This window comes from Bacteroides sp. L008 (assembly GCF_040812255.1).
In the GTDB taxonomy this organism is placed as follows: domain Bacteria; phylum Bacteroidota; class Bacteroidia; order Bacteroidales; family Bacteroidaceae; genus Bacteroides; species Bacteroides vicugnae.
Window position 1 is genome coordinate 4,031,937 of sequence record NZ_JBFNXO010000001.1, and the last position, 25,889, is coordinate 4,057,825.

22 protein-coding genes are annotated in these 25,889 nt (G+C 51.7%); 11 read left to right on the top strand and 11 right to left on the bottom strand.

Annotation, left to right across the window (positions count from 1 at the left end):
• Window positions 1-99 precede the first annotated feature (99 nt).
• Complete coding sequence (locus tag AB3G73_RS15925) at window positions 100-945, bottom strand: AraC family transcriptional regulator (RefSeq protein WP_005805222.1); 846 nt, start codon at window positions 943-945, stop codon at window positions 100-102.
• Window positions 946-1,438: 493 nt separating this feature from the next.
• On the opposite strand from AB3G73_RS15925, the gene AB3G73_RS15930 reads away from it, so the two are divergent.
• The 11 genes from AB3G73_RS15930 to AB3G73_RS15980 all read left to right on the top strand — a co-directional run bounded on the left by AB3G73_RS15930 (window position 1,439) and on the right by AB3G73_RS15980 (window position 15,919).
• Window positions 1,439-2,050 carry a DUF3575 domain-containing protein gene (locus tag AB3G73_RS15930; RefSeq protein ID WP_005823195.1) on the top strand — a complete coding sequence of 204 codons (612 nt, stop codon included), beginning with the start codon at window positions 1,439-1,441 and terminating at the stop codon, window positions 2,048-2,050.
• 55 nt (window positions 2,051-2,105) lie between these two features.
• Window positions 2,106-3,608 (top strand): hypothetical protein, encoded by a 1,503-nt coding sequence (locus tag AB3G73_RS15935; RefSeq protein WP_009040577.1) that lies wholly within the window; start codon window positions 2,106-2,108, stop codon window positions 3,606-3,608.
• A gap of 55 nt (window positions 3,609-3,663) precedes the next feature.
• Window positions 3,664-5,097, top strand: a complete 1,434-nt coding sequence (locus AB3G73_RS15940; RefSeq protein ID WP_009291515.1) for a hypothetical protein — start codon at window positions 3,664-3,666, stop codon at window positions 5,095-5,097.
• A gap of 194 nt (window positions 5,098-5,291) precedes the next feature.
• Window positions 5,292-6,206, top strand: coding sequence for a FimB/Mfa2 family fimbrial subunit (locus AB3G73_RS15945; protein ID WP_008760204.1), 915 nt, complete (start codon window positions 5,292-5,294; stop codon window positions 6,204-6,206).
• Window positions 6,206-7,618 (top strand): DUF5042 domain-containing protein, encoded by a 1,413-nt coding sequence (locus AB3G73_RS15950; RefSeq protein ID WP_009291514.1) that lies wholly within the window; start codon window positions 6,206-6,208, stop codon window positions 7,616-7,618. Before AB3G73_RS15945 ends, AB3G73_RS15950 begins: the two co-directional genes overlap by 1 nt.
• 36 nt (window positions 7,619-7,654) lie before the next feature.
• Complete coding sequence (locus AB3G73_RS15955; RefSeq protein ID WP_049100617.1) at window positions 7,655-10,906, top strand: fimbrial protein; 3,252 nt, start codon at window positions 7,655-7,657, stop codon at window positions 10,904-10,906.
• A 211-nt stretch (window positions 10,907-11,117) separates the two neighbouring features.
• Window positions 11,118-11,951: an RteC domain-containing protein gene (locus AB3G73_RS15960; protein WP_008640868.1), complete on the top strand. Its 834-nt coding sequence runs from the start codon at window positions 11,118-11,120 to the stop codon at window positions 11,949-11,951.
• Between the two features lie 234 nt (window positions 11,952-12,185).
• Window positions 12,186-12,596 carry a helix-turn-helix domain-containing protein gene (locus tag AB3G73_RS15965; protein WP_008640869.1) on the top strand — a complete coding sequence of 137 codons (411 nt, stop codon included), beginning with the start codon at window positions 12,186-12,188 and terminating at the stop codon, window positions 12,594-12,596.
• Window positions 12,559-14,685: a bifunctional DNA primase/helicase gene (locus tag AB3G73_RS15970; protein ID WP_009291512.1), complete on the top strand. Its 2,127-nt coding sequence runs from the start codon at window positions 12,559-12,561 to the stop codon at window positions 14,683-14,685. Before AB3G73_RS15965 ends, AB3G73_RS15970 begins: the two co-directional genes overlap by 38 nt.
• Window positions 14,660-15,019, top strand: coding sequence for a helix-turn-helix domain-containing protein (locus AB3G73_RS15975; RefSeq protein WP_008640871.1), 360 nt, complete (start codon window positions 14,660-14,662; stop codon window positions 15,017-15,019). The genes AB3G73_RS15970 and AB3G73_RS15975 overlap by 26 nt, the downstream gene beginning before the upstream one ends.
• 414 nt (window positions 15,020-15,433) lie before the next feature.
• Entirely contained in the window at window positions 15,434-15,919 is a 486-nt protein-coding gene (locus AB3G73_RS15980) for a dihydrofolate reductase family protein (protein WP_009291511.1), read from the top strand.
• A 136-nt stretch (window positions 15,920-16,055) separates the two neighbouring features.
• On the opposite strand, the gene AB3G73_RS15985 is transcribed toward AB3G73_RS15980, so the two are convergent.
• The 10 genes from AB3G73_RS15985 to AB3G73_RS16030 form a co-directional block, all read right to left on the bottom strand.
• Window positions 16,056-17,186: a YhcG family protein gene (locus tag AB3G73_RS15985; RefSeq protein WP_009040571.1), complete on the bottom strand. Its 1,131-nt coding sequence runs from the start codon at window positions 17,184-17,186 to the stop codon at window positions 16,056-16,058.
• Window positions 17,187-17,425: 239 nt separating this feature from the next.
• Window positions 17,426-19,528, bottom strand: a complete 2,103-nt coding sequence (topB, locus tag AB3G73_RS15990; RefSeq protein ID WP_009040570.1) for a type IA DNA topoisomerase — start codon at window positions 19,526-19,528, stop codon at window positions 17,426-17,428.
• A gap of 89 nt (window positions 19,529-19,617) precedes the next feature.
• Window positions 19,618-21,138: a DUF4099 domain-containing protein gene (locus AB3G73_RS15995; RefSeq protein ID WP_009040569.1), complete on the bottom strand. Its 1,521-nt coding sequence runs from the start codon at window positions 21,136-21,138 to the stop codon at window positions 19,618-19,620.
• A 345-nt stretch (window positions 21,139-21,483) separates the two neighbouring features.
• Entirely contained in the window at window positions 21,484-22,671 is a 1,188-nt protein-coding gene (locus tag AB3G73_RS16000) for a clostripain-related cysteine peptidase (RefSeq protein ID WP_009291509.1), read from the bottom strand.
• Between the two features lie 117 nt (window positions 22,672-22,788).
• A complete protein-coding gene (locus AB3G73_RS16005) occupies window positions 22,789-22,980 on the bottom strand; it encodes a hypothetical protein (RefSeq protein WP_008760199.1) in 192 nt (63 codons plus the stop codon).
• Entirely contained in the window at window positions 22,977-23,204 is a 228-nt protein-coding gene (locus AB3G73_RS16010) for a hypothetical protein (RefSeq protein WP_008766541.1), read from the bottom strand. The genes AB3G73_RS16005 and AB3G73_RS16010 overlap by 4 nt, the downstream gene beginning before the upstream one ends.
• A gap of 125 nt (window positions 23,205-23,329) precedes the next feature.
• Complete coding sequence (locus AB3G73_RS16015; protein WP_008640895.1) at window positions 23,330-24,022, bottom strand: SIMPL domain-containing protein; 693 nt, start codon at window positions 24,020-24,022, stop codon at window positions 23,330-23,332.
• Between the two features lie 176 nt (window positions 24,023-24,198).
• Window positions 24,199-24,486, bottom strand: a complete 288-nt coding sequence (locus AB3G73_RS16020) for an HU family DNA-binding protein (protein WP_008760198.1) — start codon at window positions 24,484-24,486, stop codon at window positions 24,199-24,201.
• Window positions 24,487-24,611: 125 nt separating this feature from the next.
• Window positions 24,612-25,034 carry a large-conductance mechanosensitive channel protein MscL gene (gene mscL, locus AB3G73_RS16025; RefSeq protein ID WP_008760197.1) on the bottom strand — a complete coding sequence of 141 codons (423 nt, stop codon included), beginning with the start codon at window positions 25,032-25,034 and terminating at the stop codon, window positions 24,612-24,614.
• 82 nt (window positions 25,035-25,116) lie between these two features.
• The gene (locus tag AB3G73_RS16030; protein WP_008766545.1) at window positions 25,117-25,809 is read right to left on the bottom strand and encodes an MIP family channel protein; all 693 of its coding nucleotides are present in this window, start codon (window positions 25,807-25,809) and stop codon (window positions 25,117-25,119) included.
• Between the last annotated feature and the right edge of the window lie 80 nt (window positions 25,810-25,889).

A 25,889-nucleotide genomic window follows, 5' to 3' on the forward strand; every position in this document is an offset into this window, starting at 1 on the left:
TTGGATTACGCCGCAAATTTAAAGACAATAATTTTGTTGGCTGTTTCCGTTTTGGCTCTATTATTTATCAATTTCTTATCTCCCCCATTCAGAGATTGTTTAACCGCCTTTTATCTGCTGTCTTAACTCTCTGGGAGAACATCCCAGACATCTTTTGCAAAATCTGGAGAAGTGTGCAAGAGAGGAAAACTCCAGTTCATTGGCAATGGTTCCCAACGGCAGGTCTGTAACTGAAAGTTTGTATTTGATTTCTCCCAACAACTGTTTCTGCATCCATTCGGCTGGAGCCTCTCCAAACTCCGCGGAAAACTGTCTTTTGAAGGCGGAAAGGGAGATATCACAGGCCGATGCGAGTTCTTTTACGGTCCTGCAACTTTTGTAATTGTTCAAGACCTTATTTTTGAAGTCTTGCGAACGGCCTATAATCATATAGAAAAAATTCGCAAGTTCCTGTCTGGAATAGTAAAAGCGAATGTTCCAGAAAAGTTCCTTGAGTTTTATTTCGTGAAAATGGATACAGTTCGCTCCATCTTCCAGATAACACACCAGTAGTTCAAGAAATTTGCATAACCGATCCCTGATTTCAAGAGGTTCCATACGATATTCGACAATTTCCCTCAGGTGGTATAACTCTGAAAAGGAGGCCCTTTGACAGGGCCATACTCCCCCCTCGAACAGGGCAGCCACGACTTCACATTTTTCCAGTGATTGGGTGTTAAACAGGCTGTCACGGCAAAAAAAGACCATCTCTCCTGATGAAACAGTGAACTGAAAACCGTTGCAGGAGAATTGCAGACTCCCCTTGAGTACGAACAGGATACAATCTTTTACCAATTCCTCCTCGTGGTTCAATCCTTCGTCAAATTTATAATACCGGAATCCCTCCTGCATAGATTTTGAGTAATTATAACAAGACGTGTGCTCGTTCAAATAAAAAAGTTCCATTGTTTCTGTTTTTGTTGCCTAATGAAAATATTAGTAATCTTATTTTCAGTTAGTTATATGATAAAATCTGTCCATGTTTCATCTTTTATTTCTTTTTGGCATCTATAACCGCTTTCCAGAGCGGATTTTGAAAAATTTTCCACTCTCTACGGGAGAGAGTGGAAAATAAGAAAGTCATCGAATAAAGGTTTACATTATGCGAATGAGTCATGAGATATTCAACATGGAATGGTCCAACAGGGATTCGATTTACCTGCATACTCGGGACGGTGTCCTCTATTCGGCTTTCGCCGGATCGGCTGAAAGACTTTTAAGTCTCGTGGGCGGGTTGCGTCCCTGCAGGTCCTTCTGGTGCGGGCAGGAGTTTCCGGCCGTCCACTCTATACGTGCAAGAAAGATTCTGGAGTTTTTTCCGGGAAGCTGCATTTTTATTAATGATTATTACATAAGGATAACTTTGGCTTGTCCTCTTATAAAATAAAGTAACGAAACAATGAATAACAGTATGATGAAACCGTTTTTTCTTCTGGTGTTTTTGCTTTGTTCGGCTGGTGCCTTCTCTCAAAAGGTTGCCTTGAAGAACAATCTGGCCTACGATGCCTTGAAAACTCCCAACCTCTCCTTGGAGTTCTCCATGGGGCGTAAATGGACCCTTGACACACAGGTGGGTATGAATTTCTTTTTCTACACGCGGGACGCCACGTCTTCCCGGTACAAGGCAAAGAAGTTCAGTCACTGGCTTGTCCAGCCGGAGCTCCGTTATTGGACCTGTGACGTTTTCAACGGCTGGTTCTTCGGGTTGCATGCCCATGGCGGCCAGATGAATATCGGAGGTGTCGATGTCCCCTTCGTGCTTCAGAAAGGGGACGGAAACATGAAGGACCACCGTTACGAGGGTTATTTCTGGGGAGGCGGGTTGAGCGCCGGTTACCAGTGGGTGCTTTCCAACCGTTTCAATATCGAGGCCTCCTTGGGTATCGGTTACGTGCACGCCCGTTATGACAAGTACAAGTGTACCACCTGCGGGCAGAAGCTGGGCAAGGGGGATGCGGACTACATAGGTCCCACCAGGGCCGCCATTTCAATTATTTACATGTTGAAATAACTCCCTGAATCCGGGGACACAATTTTTTATTCTATCATGCTAAAAATGTATATCAATGAAACCTTACCATATTAACAAGAAGCAAATCCTTATCATGGGCTGCCTGGGAATGTTTCCCTTGTTTTCTTCCGCCCAGGACATTTTATCAACGTCAGGTACCTCGCGTTGGGATTATTCAAACAGCCGTGTGGAGCGTGAACCGGGTAGAGATGCGTTGGATATTACTTTCAGTGTCTTCCCTCTGGCAGGGCTTGGAAGCCAGGAAGTCGCTTACCTGTTCCCCGTCTATGTCTCGGCTGACGGGCGTGACAGCGTCCGCCTCGAACCGGTCTGCGTGGCCGGCAAGAGAAGATATAAGGTGATCAAGCGTCGAAAGGCGTTGGGCAACCTGAAACCCGGTAACCCCGGATCCGGCGAGGTCCGTTCCGCCAAGGTGCTGGAAAGTTCGGGCCTGACTGTGAAAAGGAGCGTCCCTTTTGAACGGTGGATGGCTGACGGGCGTCTCGTTGTCAGGGAGGTGTCGTACGGCTGTGCCGAGTGCGGCACGAACGAGAGCGAGGATATTGCCTTTCAGGCCGGTATCCCCCTCTTCGGGGAAAAGGATTATGCTTACAGTTTCATCGAACCGGAAAAGGTCATGATCAAATGCTACAAGGATTCCTTCGACTGTAAGGTGGTCTTTCCTGTTGCACGCCACGACCTGCAGGAAGATTTTGCAGGCAATGCTCAGGAGCTTGACAGGCTGAAGAAGTTTCTCTCGGAGAACCTGAATATTCAAGGAACGTCACTCAAGGAGGTACATATAAAAGGCTATGCCTCTCCCGAGGGGAGCTTCGATTACAACAGGTCCCTCGCGCAACGACGCACCCAAACCCTTTCAGATTATATTTCGCGTCAATACCCCGCCTTGAAAAATGCACCGGTTTATCGTACCGAGGGTATCGGGGAGGACTGGGAGGGTCTTAAATCGATGGTCAGCGGCTCCACCCTCGTCAACAGGGACGAAATTCTTTTTATCATCGGACATAACGAGCGTGACACGGAACGCGAGGAGGCCATCCGTGCCTTGGATGACGGCAGGAGCTATCGCCTCCTCCTCGAAGAGTTCTACCCGGGACTGCGGCGCACGACTTTCGGTCTCAGTTTTGACGTGAGACCTTACACGGTGGAGGAACTTCCCGAAATTTTTGAAACGAAACCCGAGTGTCTCAGTCAGCACGAGATGTACCAGCTGGCCGGACTGTACGCTTCCCGGGGGATGTCTCCCCTTCCGGTGTACGAGAGGGCCTACGGGCAGTTCCCGGATGACGCCGTGGCAATCCTGAATTACGCCAACGCCCTGTTGAAATACGGGCAGGATGCGGACGGCGCGTTGCGGGTGTTGGAACCGGTAACGAATGACAGCCGTGCTTTCTTTCCCATGGCCGTTGCCTATAACATGAAAGGTGACTGGAGGAAGGCGGAAGAATTGATCAAGAAAGCCGGTATGGCCCAGGGCAAACAAAAACTCTCAGGGGAGCCCGGGGACGGTGGAAACAATCAGCAGATAGAGATGTAACTCAGACATAGTTATATATAGTATTAGTAATCTTAATTTAAAAACAATTCGAATTATGAAAGTAATGAAGTATTTTGCAGTGGCCTCGTTGGCGTTGTTCGCTGCATGTAACAACGAAGAGAATCCGGTAGCGCCGGAGAGTGGCAACCAACCGGTTGATGTGGTGATGTCAGTGGCATTACCCGGTCCGGGCACACGTGCCGCCATGGGCGAATTGCAGAACACCGCCAACGACCAGGATGCGGCATCGGTTGAAAAACTGCATGTGTACTTGGTGGCTGGGGAAGACATTGTCCTGTCGAAGGAATTTACAAAAGATACTGATGATTTTACCAAGCTGACTTCGGCTACTGCCGTGGGTGCAGAGGCAACGACGGGAGGTTATAAATTCCTTGACGTGGACAATGGCGTGACAAAGGCACTTGTTATCGCTAACCCTCAGGGAGCGTTGGTTGACGGTGAGGGAAAGACTGTTGCTGAAATCAGCAAACAACAGCTGAAAGCCCAAATTAATGAAGTGATTTATGCCGGTTCTGAAACACTTACCACTGTTGGCGCCGAGCCTTATGGCGTCAATCCTCAGGAAGACAAACGTACCGTGAAGAAGGCCGAGCTCACCTTGACCGCCAGCATGAACCGCTTCCAGGTGACCGGTACCAAGTTTGTCAAGGTTATCTGGAAAGACGGGAAAAAGACCGAGGCTGAACAATGGTGCACGACTTGGCTGGCCAAGGATGAAAATAAGGGAAAGAGCAGTGCCGAAGCGTGGGCCGCTTTCAAGGCTGATGCCGCAGGCTTCAACGGCCAGACATGGGACGGCAAGTCTGACATTGCCCAACAGACCAGCCTGAGTCAATGGCTGCAGGTTGTCGAAGTGACCACTGCAAACCAAGGTATCCTGATGAACCGTTTCAGCAGAACGCTCTCTGTTCCTCAACTTACAGTGGAAGAAGAGGCAAACTGGTTCTGGGCCAAGACCTACGCCGGAGACCGCTATAAATTCGAAGACGGCACGTTCAAACCCGACGGTAACACGGACTTGTCGGAAGTGGCCTCCTATTTCAATGCAGCGGGTTTCGATTTCGCACAGGGGGCAAAGGCCGCAGCGTTTAACTTCTTCGTGAACGGCATTACGGGTTACGGTAAGGAAAACAACGCTCCAAAACTTGCTTTCGTTTTCAAGACAGGTGACGACGGCGTATCCGCCGACAGACGTTTTGTCGTTATATCCGGTTACGCGAAGGCAGAAGGTGAAACTGCAGGCACGACGGATCTGGAAGCCGGCAAGGGCGGTTACCTGATCAATCTGGATCTCGCTGCGCTGAACGGGGGCCAGGGTATCCTCGTGGATGTTGACCCGAGCATTCCTGAAGGTGTGACTCCCGAACCGGGCGGACAGGGGGATTTGGAGGACGAGAACGTGAACGTCATCGTCCGTGTCGAGGTGCAGCCTTGGACCGCTGTGAACGTATTCCCCATCCTTGACTGATACAGATAGAGAGTAATAGCCGCTTGCCGGAGCGCTTTTCCCGTATCGGCCCTGACAGGCCGGTACCGGAATCCGCCCCGCACTCTCGGGGAGGGGAAAGTTTGTCCCCTCCCTTTTTTATTACCCGCGGGAGGGAAACGTGTCCTCTCTTTCGGGAAAATTACAGTATTGATTTATAATAATTAGTGTAAAGTATGAACATAAGAAACATACCGACCTGGCTGGGCCTGTTGGCCGCTTTATACCTCGTGACCGCATGTGACCGGGTGTATGACGACCTGAGCGGCTGCCTTGGCAACACGATCGTCTTCTCCTACCTGGCCGATGACAACCGGGAACATCTGCAGGAATACGTGGATGACATTGACGTCTTCATCTTTGACGTCGGGAACGGGGCCTTGGTGGAGAAACACCACCTGGAGGGAGAACAGCTGCTTTCACCGCTGGAGGTCAGGCTCCCGGAAGGTGATTATAAAGTAGTGGCCGTGGGCAACGCGTTGAACGAGACGGTTATCGGGGATGGTGCTTACGGTGAAGCGTCGGTTTCCCGGCCCGAACTGGCGGAAAAGGACGGACCGGCGGCCGGCACGTTTGACAGGCTATACCTTGGGGAAACCACCATCACGTCGAAGGTCATGAACGACTCCCGTGACGTGGTAAGACTTTATTCCCAGCACGTGAAAATCCATGCGGTAGTCCTTCCCGACGACGATGAGAACGCCGGGACCTGGTACGAACAGAACAAGGGGACGGGCTTCCGCCTGACGATGGAAACGCTCTCAGCCCGTTTCTCCTTTTCCGGGCAGCGTTCCGGAGAAACATCCTTCGACCTTCCGTTTTACACGGGAGGAAAAAACGACCGTTTCGTGCTTGATTTCAATACCCTGCGCTTCAAGGACGGGGACCCGCTGACGATCCGTCTTATGCAGGGAGATAAGGTTCTCTGCACGGTAGATGTCGCGGAATATATCGCTCTGTATCCCGACCAGATACGGATAACGGGGCGGCAGGAAGCGGTGCTTCCACTGTTCTTCCGCCAGAATCCCCGTTCTCTGACAGTAAGTGTAAAACCCTGGGAAGCCGTTGACGTGGTTCCCATAACCGATTGATGAATATTATGCTGAAAGATACTAAATATACTCGCACGGTAAGGGCCTTGAGGAACTTTGTGATGACGGTGTTGCCGCTCTTTTTCCTTGCCCTGACAGGATGCCGGAACGAAGAAGATATCCCGGAACGGCTTTCCGGAGAGGATGACGTGACCGTCAGGCTGAACCTGTCAACCCGTGGCGTAACAGCCGGGGGAAGTGAGATGCTGGACCTTTATTCCTCCGATCCGGCCAACTGGTATAAAACCGGCACACTGTTTCCCCAAGCCCCCGCACAGCCCAGAATAGCACTTATGGTTTTCAACAAGGAGCAGAACCGGTATGTGTACAGTCGCCTGCTTCCTTTCAGTTCGGGCAACGCGGAGGGGGAATATCAAACCAAGATACGCATCCCCAAAGGCGAGAGTGAATTCTATGCTTTCTATGCCCCCAACCAGACAGGAAAGGACCTGCCCTATTATACGCCCGGAGGAATCCTGCAGAACGCAGTTCCATGGGACTTCCTCGGGGAAGGCATGGAGGAGGTGGACAGGGAGGATATTGTCGAAGCCGCATTCCCTGCCATCATCAGGGAGCAGGATGACGGCAGTCTCGGCATTCCGGTGGACAACCCGTACGATGGTGTGACTCCTTCCCCGTCGGATGAGAAGATTATAGATTGGACAACAACTTCCAATATCTCTTGGGATGACGCTCCCGGAATATCCAACAGGTTGCATATGGGCATGCTTTCGGGAAAGCTGTCCACGGCCGTCCAGCCCGCTTCCGGGGAGCAGGTGCAGGATATCACAATCCCGCTGTTCCGTGATTTCTCCCGTGTCAGAATATACATCGCAAGCATTGCCCCCTTTGAGCAGATCATTTATAATTATAAAAGGATTGCCTTTTTGAACTTTCCGGTACTGATGTCTCCTTCTTTCAGGGAGAATGACTCGGACGGCGGCCAGCTTGCAGGATCCACCCCGGGAACGGGAAAGAACACGGAGCATACGGGCACGTATTCCTATGGAATAAAAAATGAAGCGCAACTGACCATCTACGAGGCCCCCCTCAATGCCGGCGGAGGGATTGACTATACGGAAATGGACGCCCAAAAATACGAGCAGTTCTTCCTTCCCCAGTACCTGGCCCCGTATATTCCGGAAGCCAATTCCTGGCAGGAAGGACACCCTCACCCGAAGATACAGCTGACAGTGGAGTATTATACAGGAGGAAACATCTCACAGACCAGGACAAGGACCTTTTTGCTTGACATTGGCGAGGAAAGTTCTCCCGGGGTGTATTCCGGCCCCATTTACCCGAACCGGGATTATAAGGTATTCATGGTCTTGCCGGAAGCCGCGGACAGAGAGATTATCTACCGGGTCGAATCCTGGGAGCGGAAGGATGTGGAGTTCCCTCCTTTTCAGTGATGTTCACGATTTTGTCATTATAAATTTTTATTATATATGAAAGCATATAGGCTGAAAATAACTTGTTTCATTCTTTTGTTACTGCCCGTTCTTACCTGCTGTACGGACGAGGAGCTGCTTCGGGGCAGCGGTGTCCCGGAAGGCGTGCCCACGACGGTAGATATCAGCGTGGGTACGGCAGCCAACAGGGCCAAGACACGTTCGGGCCTGCCGGAAGGCGAGGAGAGAAAGATATACGACCTTTACCTGTGGGTTTTCGATTCCCGCGGCGGCGTGGAGTTCTCCCGGGAGTATCCCCGTGCGGAGCTTTATCAGGCCGCTGCTGCCTTGGAAACGGCAACCGGCGAGAAGGACACGGATGCACCCACGAGCATGGGATTGCTGAAAAACATCCCCATTACCTCGGGAGAGAAGACGCTGGTCCTGCTGGCGAACTATAAATCGGATGGTGACGGGCTGTTTCAGGTAGAGCCCGGGATCCTGGCTGGCGTGTCGTCCCTTTCGGACATTCAGAGGGTCAAGGCGGAGATGACCGCCCGTACCCTGTTCCGACCGAACGGGAACCTGCTGATGTCAGTTACCAAGACGGAGGAGATCAGTCCCGACACCAGGCGCCTCGAGGTCTCCCTGAAACGTGCGGAGGCGAAAATCACGATCAACCTGAAAACCGGAGAGGGGCTCACGTTCGTGCCCGGGACATGGAGAGTCGGTAACGTGCCGGCTTCGACCTTTGTCACCGAGCATGTCAAGGGCAGTGACGCCGGGGCTCCCTGGGATGCCGGCGGGATGGAGATGGATTCGTACTGGTTGTCCGAATTATTCCAGTTCGAGGGCGACGCTACTACTACTACTACTACGTTTTACCTTCCGGAGAACCGGAAATTGGCAAAAAAAATGATAACTCCCGCCTCTCCCGGTTACAATGCGGAGAGGAAGGGGTATGACCTGCGGCAGAAACAAGTGAAGTCTCCCGTTCCCGATGCTACGGAGAAGCCGAACGTGCAGAACGGAGCTACAGAATACGCTCCGGATCTGGCTCCCTACATCGAGTTCACGGGTGAGTTACGCCAGGATATGACAACCGGTGAAGTCTCAACGGAGCGTTTCGGGAGGGTGACCTACCGCGTTTATCTGGGATACACGGCGGAGAATGATCCGGTCAACGATTATGATATAGAACGTAACGTGCACTATACCTATAACGTGACGATCAAGGGGATGAACGACCTGGTAGTGGAGGCGATGTCCGACAAGGACCGGGAAGAGGAGCCCGCTCCCGGGGTGGAAGGCCTTGTATATGACGCTCACCGCTCCTTCAGTTTTGACTGCCATTATGAACAGGGCCTGATGCGTTTCAACAAGGACGAGCTTGCCATCTTCAATCCGGATGGCAGTTTGAAGGACGACGCGATGATCTCCTTTGCCATACGCACCCCGTTCTGTGACAAGATAGTCTCTTACACGAGGGCGGAGCTGGAACAGCTGGAGGATAACGGATACGTTCCTTCAGGGGAGAAGAAGGCAGACACTGGTTGGCTCGCGTTCTTCATCCACCCGAGCACCCTGTCTGACAATGGAAACGAAACCATGGAATATTACTCCAACACGGGGGCGCATCTGCTTTCGCTGGAACAGTTTCTTTACCGACTTGTCAAAGAGCCCGATTATGTATTTAATGCCTCCACGGGGCTTTGCAAGGTGACGGTTTACGCCAACGAGTATTTCTACGAGCGGAACCCCATGCGGGATGGCGCCCCCGAGGACAAGAACTTGTGGAAAACCTTTGCCAACGCCCCGGATCGGACTTTCGACCTGCTGGTGAACACGTCGCATGAAATCTCCCCCGACGGGCAGTCACGTTATCACCAGGCTGTCGTTTCCATCCGTCAGATGTCCATCAAGACGGTGTTTACGGAGGGACCCGAAGGCATGCGTGTCTGGGGGGTGGAAAACGTGAACGAGACACCGGACCTGGACTTTATGGTGAAGGCTCCGGGAGAACCGGATGCTTTTTATAATAAATATACATCCAACGGCTGGTCGAATACCTGGAAGGTGATGGCAAGGTCGGGCGACTTCAGTCAAGAGGTCATGATTGACCCGATGAGAAGAAGTAAACAAGACCAGTTATGGCAGGTCATGACGAAGGTGGACAACGCGAAGCTGACTCTCAGCAGAGACCATTATAATTTGGCAGCCAAGAATTACCACGCCGAATATGCCTGTTTCACCCCGTTTTTACGGAACCGGGATGATAACCGTGATGGCCGGATGCAGGCCGCCGAGATGAAGTGGTATATTCCTTCGGTGAGCGAGAGCGGTATGCTTCTCGTGGGGGAACGGGCGTTGCCGTTACATTCCAGGCTGCACGGGCACGCCCCCTCGGACAACGCCACAGCATTTTATATGTCAAGAGCCTTTATGGCAAGTACAAACCTTTCTTTATACTCTTCCAACCCCTATATTTGTATCTTGGAGTCCCGCAGCGTGACTCCCATCGCAAACTTTGATTATTACAAGGGAGGGAACTCACCCGGGGACCGCACCCCCTACTCGGAAGTGAGGTTGATCAGGGATCTGGGGATGCTGGAGTCTGGGGAAGAAAGCTATCACATCGAGGAGTTGGGCAAGGAACTGAACAAGTCTCTTGTCAATAACAGGACGAAAGAGGAATATCTGGTCTTTAGGGCAGATAACCTGCCATACAGCATGACGCGTGGAGTAAGAGCCATTTACGAGTTGCCCGCGCATGATGAGGACTCCCAGAGCAACACCATTTACAAGAACGGGTTTGAGGTGGCCAAGTATATCGCCAATAAGATAGATAAGCCCAAGGATTTGAATAATCCTGACAGGAAGAGCGAGTATTACTTACAGGATTGGAGCACGCTGATGGCGGACATCGAACAGGGAAACAGCCCGTGCGCCTATTATTACCAGGAGGCGGACAAGAGCGACCTGGGAACCTGGCGGGTGCCCAACGAGGTGGAATTGATCATCATGTGCGGGAGCCTGTTCGACTGGCATAACCCTGAGAAAAAGGAGGTTTACGAATTCGGTAATGACCTTCCTTCTCTGGGAGTAGTAGAATCTGAAGTTCTCCATTCTCGGACGGGATTTTCCAAGCGTAGCATGAACGGGGCAAGATCGTTCAGTGCCGGCTACCAGATGTATCTCCATGGTTATCTCCGATGGGTCACGACCGTGGATACCCAGTGGGCGGGTGACAATGACAGGCTTGTGAATAACAGGAAGGGATACGTGCGTTGCGTGAGGGACCTTGAATAGTCTGGTCCCGGGGATTGGGGAAGGAATTTCCCAGTTTTGCAGGTGTGACCGGAGGAAGCCGTATCATGGCTTTTCTCCGGTCTTTTCGATATGAGGAAAAGTTTTTTCATCGTAAAGGGCCGAAAGGAAAACCTGCGATCGAATCAAGCGAGGCATAAAAATAAATCGGGTAGCGTGAAGGTACTCACGTGCCCCATAATTAAGGAATAACATGATAGAAACGTACTTTAACAACTTGATGCAGGAGGTCGAACGTAAGATGGGCATTGAATCTTCCCGTATGGAGGGAGAGCAAGTGATACGGACTTGTCAGGAGATGGTTTCTTTTTTGAGGGAGCGATCCCGTGAGTTGAAGGACTATGTCCTAAACCACCCATTCTCCAACGTGGAAGAGGAAATCTGCTTTTTCAAGTATTACAAGCCTGCCCTGACGGGACGCCTGCTGTATTATTACCGGGTATACCAGATCGAGAGCGGTTGTTCATGTTGCCCGGAGATTGCCCGGATGCATTACCGCAAGGCTATGAAAGAATACCAGCGGAAACTGGAACGATACCTTCCCTTTTACCAGTATTACCGGAGCGGGGCGACTTACCGGGACCATTACTATTTCCGCCGTGCCAAAAAGGAGCTGAGCCCGGAAAGCGGAAGTTTTATGCTGGAGGAGGATTCGGTGATGTCAACCGGTTATGACTTGTTGGCCGCAAGACTGATAGCGGCGGAAATGTTACTTGGTTATCTGAACCGGAAAGTGCTGCTGGCAATGGAGGGGGCGTATGCCGTGCAGGAAAAGGAGCACCATTGGACGGACCGGAAGGCGGCTGCCGTGGAACTGATATATGGCATTTGGGCGATGGGTAGCGTGGATAACGGGAGGGTGAGCATTGTCGAGCTCGTGATGCTGTTCGAACAAATGTTCCATATTGACCTGGGAGACGTGTACCACACGTTTATCTCCATGCGTAACCGGAAGAACAGCCGGACAGCTTACCTTGATCAAATGAAGGAACGTTTGTTGAAACGAATGGACGAAACGGACGGATAACCTTTTGTAAAACAAGGAAGAGACTGGCAGGTTCATAGCAAGTTGCCAAATCACCTTTCCCGATACGCCATTTGGTGAAAATACAGTATATAGCCACCGTAGAGAGCCCGAATAAGGCTCCGCGGCGGTTTTTTTGTACCAGAAAAAAAACTTTGGCAGCTTGCTACGAACGTGAAAAGAAAAACGGTCGAACAGACTGACCTTTGTAACCGGAAACCAAATTATTAAAAGATTATGGAAATAATAGCAATCGAAAGCAAAGCGTTTGCTACCCTCGTGGAGAAGATAGAGGGGATAGCGGCATACGTGGAGGCGTCCGGAACAAAGGAGCGGGAGCAATGGCCGGTAGCGGATAAGAAGGGTACGAGGAAGGCAGGGCTATGGATGACGGGAAAGGAAGTGTGTGAACAACTTGAAATCAGTCCCCGTACTTTGCAGCGTTACCGCACGAACCGTATCATCGCTTACTCTATCTGCGGGAGGAAGATACGTTACCGCCGTACGGACGTGGAACAGTTCCATGAGCGTTGGATACGGGAAACGCCTGACAAGCTGGTGGACCGAATGATTGAAGCGTACCCTTTACACCAATGCAAAAGCAGATCATATGGTAAGAAAAGAGGAAATACTGGCAAAAACAGGTAACGGGCTGGAGGTGTTCCGTCATTATCTGCCCGTAAAATGGCGGGTGGGTCGAAATTTCCTGAATCCGCTGTACGCTGATGGCAGGGCCTCGTGTAACGTTTATTATGATCGCCACAGCGGGATGTACAGGATGAAGGACTTTGGTAACGGTGAGTATTCGGGAGACTGTTTCTTCCTTGTGGCGAAACTGAAAGGACTGGACTGCCGGAGTGCCGCTGATTTCGTGGAAGTGCTGCACACCATTGACCGGGAGTTGTGCCTGGGGTTGGATGGGGCCATCCCTTCCGGTACCAACAATCGGGAGGGAAGCTGCCGGACGACACGGCCCGTAACGGGTGCACGAGAGAAAAGTGAGGGGGAAAATACCGGGGAGAGCATTCCCGGGGATACTGTCACGGGCACGGAAGGGAAAGATTTATCCCGCGAGCGTCCTGGACCAAGCCCCTACCAAGTAGCTGAAAAGTCTTTCACAGAGAGAGAGCTCGCCTACTGGGGCATATCGGGCATCACGGTAGAGGTGCTGCACCGTTACGGGGTGGTGTCGCTCGCCGAGTACCGGAGCGAGACAAGGGAAGGCAAGACGTTCGGCTTTACTTCAACCCCGGCGGAACCGATGTTCGGCTACAGGGGGAAATGGGGCGTGAAGGTGTACCGCCCGTTATCGGAAGTGCGTTTCGTCTATGGCGGTCATACGGGCGACAACTACTGTTTCGGTCTGGAACAACTGCCCTCGAAGGGCGACCTGCTCTTCCTCACGGGTGGCGAGAAGGACGTGATGACGCTTGCGGCTCACGGTTTCCAAGCCATCTGCTTCAACTCGGAAACCTCGGTAATCCCGGCGAAGACCGTCCGGAAGCTCGTCTATCGCTTCAAGCACATCGTACTGCTGTACGACACGGACAAGACGGGGCTGGAATGCTCGGAGAAGCACCGGGTACAACTGTCGGAGTACGGTGTTAAACGGCTGGTACTACCGCTGCCGGGGACGAAATCAGAGAAAGACGTGACGGACTATTTTAAAGCCGGACACACACGGGAGGATTTGATGGGGCTGTTCCTGAAACTGCTCGACACGCTGTACGGGGACACGATGGCGGTACTGAAATCGTGTGAGATCGATTACGACTGCCCGCCGGAGCAGGCAGTCGCTATCGTGACCGCCGGGGACGTGCCGTTAGGCTCGGAAGAGAACATACTCTGCATCACGGGCGGAGAAGGGACGGGCAAGAGTAACTATACCGCCGCGTTGGTCGCCGGGGCAATTATGGAACGGGAGGAGGACGCGGACCTTCTTGGGGTGAAGGTGGAACCGAACCGAAAGGGGCGTGCGGTGCTGCTGTACGACACGGAACAGAGCGAGCAACAGCTCTACAAGAACACGGGGCGGCTGCTGCGGCGTGCCGGTCGGGAGAAAATGCCGCCTTACCTGCACGTGTACTGCCTGACGGGGATGTCGAGGAACGAGCGGCTGACCGCCATCATCCAAAGCATGGACAAGTACCACTACCTGCACGGGGGCATCCATCTGGTCGTCATCGACGGAGTTGCCGACCTGATCCGTTGCTCCAACGACGAGGCGGAGAGCGTGGCGCTGGTTGACGAAATTTACCGCCTAGCGGGAATTTACCGCACGTGCATCACCGCCGTGGTACATTTCGTGCCGAACGGGTTGAAGTTGCGGGGACACTTGGGCAGCGAGTTGCAGCGGAAGTCGGCGGCTATCCTCTCCATCGAGAAGGACGAGAACCCGGAGGTGTCGGTGGTGAAGGCATTGAAGGTCAGGGATGGAAGCCCGCTGGATATCCCGCTGATGCAGTTCCGCTGGGACAAACAGGCCGGGATGCCTGTCTATATGGGAGAGAAACCGAGGGTGGAGAAAGAAAGGCGCAAGGAGAAGGAACTGTCTGAAATGGCACGGGCAGCGTTCGTCACGCAAAAAAAGTATGGCTATATCGAGCTATGCGAACTGATACAGGAAACCCTGGACGTGAAGGAACGGACGGCGAAGGGGTACATCCGTTACATGCGGGAAAAGGAAATTATTGAAAAGGAGGGCGACTGCTATGTATATGGACAGCGAAAAATTTGAGAATTGGATGGAGCGTATCATGGAACGTTTCGACCGGACGGAGAAGTTGTTGGAAAGAGTACTGAAGAAGAGCAACGCGCTGGATGGAGAGGAGGTACTGGATAACCAGGACCTGTGCCTGCTGCTGAAGGTCGGTATTCGCACATTGCAACGTTACCGTGCCATTGGGATACTGCCGTATTTCACTATCAGTGGCAAGGTCTTCTATCGGGTGAAAGATGTGCACGAGTTCCTCCGCAACCAGTTTGCCGCTGTGGAGGAACGGGCTGCAAAACGGAAGGAGAAGGAAGTCCGGAAAGAGGAAAGGCGCAGGAAAAAAGGCTTGTTTCCGTAAAAGTGATATTTCCTTTATGATTTCTGTTAGTGGACGGGGACTTGCCGGATCGTGAGATTAGGCAGGGCTATTGTTTTGTTATTCGGGAAGTTTCCCGTACCTTTGTGACAAAGTACGGCAGGTGGTACTCTACCGGGGTACGGTTGCTGTCATGACATGAAAGATTCATACCCGGCTTGGAAGCAAGCAGGGATTGATATACATATTGTACGTTCGCTGAACGTCTTGGAATAGAAAACTGGCACTTTTCAAAAAAGACAAGATGTATAGCGCAATGTTCATGCTGTATGCTTATACGGCGTGAGTTTGCCTATTCTGTCTTTTAGGTATGCCAGTACCTCTATTCCGGAATAGTGTGAGTTCACGCTGTTCTTTTTGGTGCGAGGCGGGCATAATCCTTAAAAACACATTGTTATGAAACAGATTACCTTGCACGTGTACCAATCCATCGACGGCTGTCCGGTCATAGCGGACAAGTGTTTCAATGCGGTAGTGGACGCCTGTGCCTACGTGCTGATTGACGAGGAAACTTACCTGCGTATTTACCTGAATGATCTTGACTGGCCGCTTGAGGCAAAGGAGACCTTGGTCGTGACGAACGGCTGTATAGACTTGACAGAGACAGAACGGGTACGTTTTGTCAGGGGGAATGTGGTAACGGAACTGCAACGGATAAAGGAGAATGGCGACGGTATGGTGGTGGCTTACGGAGGAGAAACCGGAGTTTTACTCTTGGACAACGGGCTGGCAGATGAAATCGTGATGACAACCGTGCCGGTGCTGGTCGGTAACAGTGAGAAGGGGCTGGAGTGCGGACCGAACGACGGCAGGATATGGGCTGTACGGTCGAGCGAAGTGCTGGAGGACGGGAAAATCCGAACGGTGTACGGGAGGATGTAATAAAAAAGCAACCCGCCGATTTGGGCATTATTAAAGAGGCTTGGCAGGTTCTATTGATTGCAAAGATAACGGAAATAGTTGGAACGACAAATATTAGAATACTACAAATGCGCAACTATGTGTTGCGCATTTGTTATTATTGCCGGATTGTCTTTAAAATCAACTCTTTTAATTGTTGTTCAGTCGGAAGTTGCAACTGGTATTTGGAAACGAATATCTGTTCATCCAATCCGGTTGTGGTGTACCGCACCAACGCATCGTTCTTGTCCGTTACCAGCAAAATGCCGATAGGCGGGTTATCGCCCGGCTCCATCACTTCGGCTTTATAATAATTCAGGTATGAATAAAGTTGTGACACATGAGCGTGGTTGAAAGTATCAACTTTCAATTCGCACAAAATATGACATTTCAAAATCCGGTGGTAGAAGACCATATCAATGAAATAAAATTCGTCACCGATAAGGATTCTTTTTTGTCTGGCTTCGAAACAGAAGCCGTTTCCGAGTTCGATAATGAAGTCTCGCAAATGGTCGAGCAGAAGTGTTTCGAGTTCCTTCTCCTTTAGCAAAGAAGCCCGTTGCTGCGGAATGTTCAGGAACTCGAAGAAATAGTCATCCTTGACGGCATCGGTTACAGTTTGTGGGTGAATCTTCTGCTGAATGGCAGCAAGTGCATTTTCCATGTTGCCGGATAAGCCGACACGTTCATAACTCAACGCTCCTATCTGCCGTTTGAGTTCACGGACAGAAAGCCCGGTTTGGATGGTGAGCATTTCGTAATACATCCGCTTGATAGGATTGTCGATTTTTACCAGTTCGATAAAGTGGGTAAAAGAAATAGAGCTGAGTAGTTTCTGAGGCTCTATCGTATTAACTATATCTTGTTTGTTTTCAGCATTTTGTAATAAGTGCATCAGTGATGCACTTTTTCCAAGACCCTGCATTTCCAATAAGTGCATCGTTGATGCACCTGTTGGAGGCAATATCGTTTTTATTACAGTTGCCAACTGGGGATATACCATATAGAAGACTCGTGAACGCTTGAATAATGTAATATTCAATCCTTTTAAATTAACTTTTTGTTCCAAGTTTTTCAATAAGAATTCCCCATATTTGGCACGGTCTTCTCCGTTCTGCTCGAACTCCACGATATAAAAACCGATAAGCCAGTTACGCATGGTCTGGCACTGGTTTACGGCTTTGACCGCACTCTGTTGTAATCGTTGGTGCGTGTCGGCTATGATGGTTGCTAATTGTTCAAAATTCATGTTATGCTATTGTTGAATGTTGATTAAAGCCGTTCGGGTATTGTGCCCGGAACGGTTGCCATCCGGCCACAGAAAAGAGCAATCCCGCCTTTTCTATGTGACCGATTGGCAAATATAGGGATTATTGCCGGGATTACGGATATAAAAACTTGAATTCCTGTGGGCTACCATTGTCTATCAAGAGCCGTTCGTGCTGCAGAGCCGGGCGGCTTCCGCTACGGAGATCCAACCGATGCCGTTCATCGCCTGTGCTCCTTTCCTTTGGACTTGTCCGTGTGAGGCGGGAACCCGTATACGATGCGGAAGTCCTTGTCGAAAGTGAGGTATGCATCGAAGGGCTTATCCTCCCTACTCCTGAATCCTTTGATCAGGGCAGTCCTGCCTTTGGTCACGAGGTCGGTAATCTGGCTGTCGGTGAGCTGCTTCTCCCCCTTGTTGCGGAAGACGGTAAGGGAACAATCGACGTTGCTGCACTTGGCGACCTTCGGGTAAAGGAGGATGCGACCGGAACGGCACTTGGGGCACGGGATATGTCCGCCGTCCGCCACCGATACCTGCACTTGCAGGAGTTCTTCGGTAATCTGGGCGGCATAGACCTCGATGGCCTTGCGGAAGCTGTCGGGATTCATCTCCCCGCTCTCGATCTTGGCGAGGGCGGTCTCCCACTGCCCGGTCATCTCGACATCGGCGATGCGCTTGTCCTTCACTATCTGATACACGGCAAGCCCCTTGTCCGTCGGCACGAGGCTCTTCTTCTCCCGGCGCACGTAGTCACGGGCAAAGAGGGTCTCGATGATGGAGGCACGGGTGGCGGGCGTGCCGATACCGTTCCCTTTCAAACTGTCTCGAAGCTCGTCGTCCTGCAACTCCCTGCCGCAATGCTCCATCGCCGAAAGGAGGCTGCTCTCGGTGTGCAGGGGACGGGGCTTGGTCTGTTTCTCCACACACTCCGCCGATTGCAGGGGGAAAGCCTCGTCGGTCTGCAAAGTCGGCAAAGCGGCTGTTCCCTCGTCGTCCTCCTCCCGCTCGTTCCGCACGGCACGCCATCCGGCGGATCTGACGACCGTCCCCTTGGCGGTGAACACGCTGTTCCCTGCCGTGAAAGAGACGGTGGTAGCGTCCTTGAGGCAACGGGCGGAGAAGGCTTCGAGCAGGCGGGCGGCTACCATGTCATATACCGTGCGTTCGTCGGCGGACAGCTCGCCGGGCAGACACTCGGTGATGATGAGCGCATGGTGGTCGGTGACTTTCCCTGCGTCCACGCTGCGGCGGTTGAGCGAAGCTCCTTTCAGGGCGGCGGCATGGGCGGCGAAAGCCGGGTACCGCTCCAGCAGGGCGATACGATCGGGTATCTCGTCGAACACATCGTCCGATAGGTAGCGGGAGCCGGTACGGGGGTAGCTCAACACCTTCTTCTCGTAAAGCGACTGGGCGATGGAGAGGGTCTTGTCTGCCGAGAAGCCGTACCTGCCGTTCGCCTCTTTCTGCAAGGCGGTCAGGTCATAGAGCAAGGGAGGTTCTTGGCTCACCTCCCTGCGCTGCAAGTCGGCAACCTCCACCGTCCCCGTTGCGGTTACAGCGCCGAGAGCGGCATTTGCCGCCGGAAGGGTTTCGTAACGCAATTCAGAGATGGCGGCGAAGGGCGTGCCGTCCTTTTCAGCCGTGACCTTCAGCCGGTAATAGGTCTGCGGGGTGAAATCCCTGTTCTCCAGATAACGGGAGCAGATCATCATCAAGGTGGGTGTCTGTACCCGTCCGAGGGAGTAGATGCCCTGCCCGGCGGCGATACTGAGAGCTTGGGTGGCGTTTAATCCAATCTCCCAGTCGGCGATAGCACGGGCTTCGGCGGCACGGTAGAGGTTGTCGTAGTCGCTTCCGATTTTGAGGTTGTCCAGCCCTTCCCGGATGGCACGGTCGGTCAGCGAGGAGATCCAGAGGCGCAGGCAGGGTTTGCGGCAGCCAAGGTAATTGTAGATGTACCGATGAATGGCTTCACCCTCACGCCCGGCATCGGTCGCCACGACGATACGATCGGAACGGTCGAAAACCTCCCTGATGACCTTCAACTGTTTGAGTACGCCGGGGTCGGGCTTGTACTCCTTGCCCTCCCGTATCTGGCGGGGGATGTACTTGAACTCCTGCGGCAGAATGGGCAGGTTCTCACGCCGGAAGCCCGCATAGCCGTATGCTTCGGGCATGGCAAGCTGGACGAGATGGCCGAACGCCCAGGTAACGAGGTAGCCGTTACCTGAGAGGTAGCCATCGTGCCGCTCTCGGACATTCAACACGTTTGCTATATCCTTCGCTACGGAAGGCTTTTCAGCGATAACTGCTGTAATCATATTTCTTTAAAATTTAACGGTTTGACAAAAGTTATCCCGTCGTCCGGACGGGATAACCGTGTAATTCATTTACAGAGTGGCGGGGGAAATCAGCGGCGGACACCCCGGCTGCGCTTGGGCTTGTCGGGCTGTTCCTGCTTCTGTGACTGTTTCCGTTCCTCTTTCTGCTCCTGCTTGCGCTCCTGCTGCTGTTTCTGCTCCCCGGTGGGGCGCTGCTGTGCGGATTGCAGGGCTTCTTTCAGGTTGCGGGTCGCCTCTACGGTCTTGCCCTCGGAATTGACCGCCACCTGCACCTCGTTCTCCACGGCGGGCTTGACACGCCCCTCTTCGAGTGCCGCCTTGTAGTCCTTGGGAAACATGAAGGCGGGCTTCTCGCCGGGCTTCCATGTGATGTAGCCTTGGTAGGCTTTTCCTTTCTTGTCCACCAGACCGGAGACCTTGACCGTTCCCCCGGCTTCGAGTTCGAGGCGAGACTTCTCGGTAAGCTCCTGCTTGCGGAAAGTCTTCGGCACCTCCTGATTGGCGGTCTGTTTCAGGTTCGTCTTGTACGCATCCATCGCCAGCTTGCCCCGGTCGCCGAAGAGAAATTCGAGCTGCATCTTGGCTGCGCTGAACTGTACGGGAGCCGGGTAGATCTTGGGTTGCTCCCCCTCCTTGGCTCTGGAAAGGAACTGGCAGACCACCGCCTCGCCCTGTTTGAGCCGGGCTATTTCGTCCGGGGTGAAGGTATGCCCGTTCTTCTCCGCCGGGATATTGACCTTGGAGAGCGGGAAAGCGACCAGCTCGTTGGTCTTGAGGTTGCGGCTGACAAGGGCTTCGACCTGCTCGCCCGCCCGGTTGGTGACGGTCGCCGGGTGCCCCATGTTGCCCGTCTGCCGGAGCACCTGCTTGTCGGAGTCGGTGATGTCGTAACCGAAGAACTGCTTCTGCATCTTCTCCGGGTCGAGGATGCCGTGGCTGCAAACGGTCAGCCTGCCGTCCGTGCCGGGTTTGAGCGAGAGCTGGCTATCGTTGCTGTGCGAGATGCCCTCGAAGTGGAAATGCACCCGGACGGTCTTGTCGGTCTGGAAGCCCCGGAGCATCTGGTCGAGCATCCCGTTGCCCTCAATCTGTTCCCGCTGCACGCCGAGGGCAGCGAGGCTGTTCCAGTCGATGTCCTCCGGGCGGTACTTGTACTGCGGGTTCTGTTCGGTCTGCCCGGCGGACTGCTGCGGCGCATCCTCCGGCTGTTGCTGCTGCCCGGCTTGGGTCTGCTGCTGTGCCTGCACGGGCGGCTGCACCTCGTACTGTGCGAGGAGCGGCTCACCTGTCTTGACCGACCGGCTCTCCCGCTGCCGGAAATCGGCGGCTACCCGCTGCACCTCCTCTTCCGGCACACGGAAGAAATGGAAGCGGGTCGGATCTTTCAACTGGCTCCAGAGGTTGGAAAAGAAATTTGAAAACATATCGCCGTGGCGATCCACCCGCAGGAGGTCGTTGTTGTCCTCCAGTGGGTTCTTGGTCTGTAACTCGCCGTCCTTTACTCCGCTGACGGCTTGAAGCGTGCCTTTCTCGTCCATGACGAGCAGGATGTCCATTAACTGCTGGCTGCTGTCCGGTTGTTCGTCCATAATCTGAAAAAATTAAATGGTGAATATTTTTAAGGTTCCGATTGAAACCGGACGTAAAGATATGGGATGAATGCTGGAAACGTGCAATTTACGGCTTAGGTATCCTCGTTTGTCCTCCTGTTCGTAGATTTGTCACATTCCGGTTCGAGAGTAATTGAAGTTTTGATTTTCTCGTGACCTTTTTACCCCGAATAAACTGTAAATAAAAATATCACTGCAAAATTATATATGGTACATACGTGTAGAATTATTTTCGATGCTGTCCGAACTTATCGGAAATTTTATGAAGAAAGGGGAATATTTGCGTCATATGCGGGTATTTTCATCTGTCCGTTTTCCACGGGGTTATTCGTGTGTGGCCTTGTACCAAGAGGTCGTACCTTTCAGTAAGGCCATGGGATTGGTGCTCGGGTCCGAGATCGTTATACCCGAGAAAGTATGTATGGGAAGGGGCCCTTTGGTCCTGGAATAAAATTTACCCGTATGGGTTTTATAGGGAACAAGCCGCTCCAGCTGTTCCCTGAAGCGGGCTGTCAGGACAGGGTCAGAGCAGAGGGTGAGGACATAATCGGCAAAGTCATAAAAGATGACGGGGGTGTATCCGTCCAGTCCCTGGAGTTCTCCTTGTAGGGAATCATCGAAAACATACCTGTCATTGATACTTTTCATGATAGCAGCCATATTATCTAATTCAGAGCAATCTGTCACAGCCAGTGTCCCGCAGGGCATCATTTCATAGGTTGAATAAAAGTCGTGGAATCCTTCGCAAAGGGATCCGTAATCAGGATTTCCCAGCAGGAACTCCCCCACAGTGGCGTAAGGCATTCCGTATGCCATCATTTCACTGGTAGAGGCTATAAGAAATCTTGTGGCTTCTTTCAGTTCATAGGCAACCTCTACGGATGACATATAGCAATCGTCAAACAGGATATACTCCATTTTGACGCCCGCGCCTACAATCCCCCGGGCCAGGGTACCCACGTCCGTTTGGAACTCCCGGGTCAGTCCCCCGAAATAGCGTGTCAGCGGCTGCTCCTGATACTCCCAATGCTTTTTCATCCGGAAAAGGGAATCCGCCTGTGTACCGTCCACGGGAAGCCATCCCATGCCATGGGAACCTATGATCATAGCGTAAACCGGAGCAGGAGCAAATTCCTGCACGTCGTTCAATATCCCCGTTATGCCCTCCACCGTAGTAAACCCCGAAGTGCCATACCTTTTCAGCGTTTTACGATCGCACTTTCCTTTGGAATGTATGATCTCAAACATCGTGGCTTCCGTAGAGCTCGTGGACATAAACACGAGAATTCTTTCATGCTCCAGCCCCCTTCTGCTTACACACGCCTCCATATCCGCGATATTGGTGTAAAAATAGCCTGTCAGGTCAGTGGACCACGGCAGAAACATGAATAACGTTTTCCGATTTTCCATGGCTTCCCCGAGCTCTTCCTTTTCACATGAAAGAAAAATAAGGGAACAGCACACGAAAAGCAGGATACTGGTCCATGTATAAATTTTCCGTGGAGCTTTCATCTTGCGTATGCGATTAATCGGTGAAAAAATGGTTGACACTGCCCGATTTTACAACCAGATAAGGTCCCTTTACCGCCAGGCTACGGCAAAAAAGGACCCCGGATCCATGTCATATGTTCAAGAGAAATCTCCGGGGCATATTTCCCGGAATTCCTCCGGAGCGGAAATATCTTCCTCGGATATTTCCACGTGTTCCACGCCGTCCTGTCCTCTTATCATGCAGGAAAACATCTCCGCCCCGTCCAGACAGGAAAATACCTCGTGCCTCGGTTCTCCGTTTTCAAACCAATAAACGCAATATTCCTTCATCGTAGTAAAAAATCAGTATTTACCGGCACGATCTCAAGTTCGATACCGAATTCTTCCATCTGCTGACGGATATTCCCGCAAGCCAGTTTCTCCCTGGCCGCTTCAATCCCCGTGAAGGCATCGTATCCTTTCGGTGCGGATACAATTTTCCCTTCTAATACCGCATGGGTGATCTCCCCTCCGGCTTTTACCCCGGCATTCATAATAAAGTAATAATCTTTCATCTTATCGTGAGTTGAATCTATTAATCTATTTACCGGTCAGAGAAAAGGCCGGATATTTCACCGCAAACCCGAATGCCCGTTATCTTCTCTTGCAAGTCCATTCCGGGATTTGTTATAATAACGGTTCATCGATCCACGATCCCGAACCGGACCAGCATCGAATATCTCTTTTTTATCGTGCGGCTTCTCTCAAATGGGGGCGGGGCAACCGATAAGATATGACCTTGTGCAAACATCTCTTTTCCAGCATCCCCTCCTTCCACGATGCGGATGATCTCACCCGGCCTCTTACCTATTGCCTCCAGCAGGTAAACCGCCTTTTCCCGTGCCGCTTTCAGTGCTTCTATCTTGCCCTTCCTGTGATAGGACAGGATATCCCTATGTTCCAGTTTATCTATATACATCGTATGAATTCCTTTTGTGTCCACCCGTTTTAAAATTTCATCAATCAGTGTGAAGTCACGTAACGTGACATCAAATGATTTGGAAACCAGAAAATCCTGTCCCGGCTTACGCCAATTATCGCCCACATCCTTTGTGCGGATTGCCTCCCGTGGCACTCCGACTATTTTCAAAACCTGCTTCAATTCCTCCTCTATCCTGGTAAGAGGAACCTTCGTCCGATATTCTTCCGGTTTGGATACGCCATCAAACTCTTCTTCGAAGTACTCCCTTATTTCGATAACGTAATGAATCCTGTCAGGAACTACCTCTATCTCGGAAGTACCGGTTACCTCTATATAACGTTCGCCCACCTGAGCGGGCAGCGGAAAGGGAATGAACATGGAGATCAACAATAAAAGATTGAAAACACGCATAACAGTCTATTTACAGGTTTACCGGGAATCTACATGATCGTCCGGTCATCTATGATCCTGTAGTCCATATCTGAACGGGGCTGGAAAACAGGAGTAAAACATGATTGATAAATTTCCATAAAACACATTAAAATACACCCCTCCCTGACAATGGAAGGGGTAGATTCACTCCCGGTCTATTTTCGATTATCTTCTTTCCGGAGAACCAAGAAAGACTCCGAGGGTTTAAAATGAGGGACCTTGCGAGCCGGGATGCATATGGTTGTGTGCTGTTGGATATTCTGTGCCTTCTTTGCCGCCCTTTTCTTCAAAGAAAAGGTCCCGAATCCGCGCAGGAATACAATTCTCTCTCTGCCGAGTGCATCCTTCACGCATTTCATGAAACTCTCGATTACCAGGCCAACGGTCCTGCGATCGATTCCAAGCTCCTCAGAGACCCGGTTTATAATATCTGCTTTAGTCATATCTGAATTTTAATGTTCACACTATTTTTATCATTCAGGGACAAAGGAAAATTTCCACCGCCAAGGAGTAGCCTGTTCCTCAGATATGTTCCTGCCCGATACCGTCCATACCGTTTGAATAAACGTCATTGTTTCTTCAGCAAGTCACGTATTTCTGAAAGTAACTTTTCCTCGTTGCTCGGGACAGGTGGGGGCAAGGGTGTCTCTTCTTTTTTGCGCCTGAGATTGGAGAGCAGGCGGATGAACAAGAAAATGGCAAAAGCGATGATCACAAAATCCAGCATGGTCTGTATGAAGTTTCCATAGTTTATCGTGACGGCCGCCTGTTCGACTCCATCAACTACCCTGGCGGGTTCCAATTCCCATCTCAGTTCCGAGAAGTTGGTTCCGCCTACCAGCAACCCTATCGGTGGCATGATGATGTCTGCCACCACTGAAGATATTATTTTCCCGAAGGCACCGCCAATAATCACACCCACGGCCATGTCTACTACGTTTCCACGCATGACAAACGCCTTAAAATCCAGTAAAAAACTACTTTTTGACATCTTTTTTTATTTTAGTTGATAATAATGTATCAAACAAAGGTGGATAACAGAGAAACGTGTCTCGGGGTCATCCACCTTCCCTTCATCGTTGTCTGTCGCTATGCTGAGAAATGGCTTTCCACACTATGGCACTGGCCAGACCTCCTGTCAGTGGAGCGACGATAAATAGCCAAAGCTGTGAGATCGCGCCTCCTCCCTCGAAAAGTGCGGGTCCTATGCTGCGCGCGGGATTTACTGATGTTCCGGTGATGGGAATACATACGATATGCACCAGGACAAGCGTCAGCCCGATGACCAGGCCCGCCAGTTTACCGGCCCCTTTCTTTTTATCCGTGGCTCCCAGCGCCACAAGAACGAAAATAAACGTAAAGACGGCCTCAGCGATAAAGGCCTGCAACATTTCCCCCTCAACAAAGCCGTTGCTCCCTGTCATGGTAGGGCCGGCATGTGGCCCCGTAGATACCAGTATGAAAAGTACGGCTGATCCGAGAATCCCCCCGATTATCTGGAAAATAATGTATAACAGGGCATCCTTGCCCCCCATTCCTCCCGAGCAGTACATGCCCAGTGTGATCGCCGGATTTATATGGCATCCGGATATTCCGCCAATAGCGTATGCCATGGCGACCACCGACAGCCCGAAGGCTATGGCAACTCCCAGGGTACCCACCCCGGTGGTGACCGCACCGGGCATATCCCCGGCAAAAACAGCACTTCCGCATCCCATCAAAACAAGGACCATTGTCCCGATCATTTCAGATACATACCTGTTCATAGCATTTCAAATTACGTGTAGAATAAATATAGTTAATACATTCTGTTCAAGTGAATGCATCTTTCCGGTATTTTCCGGAT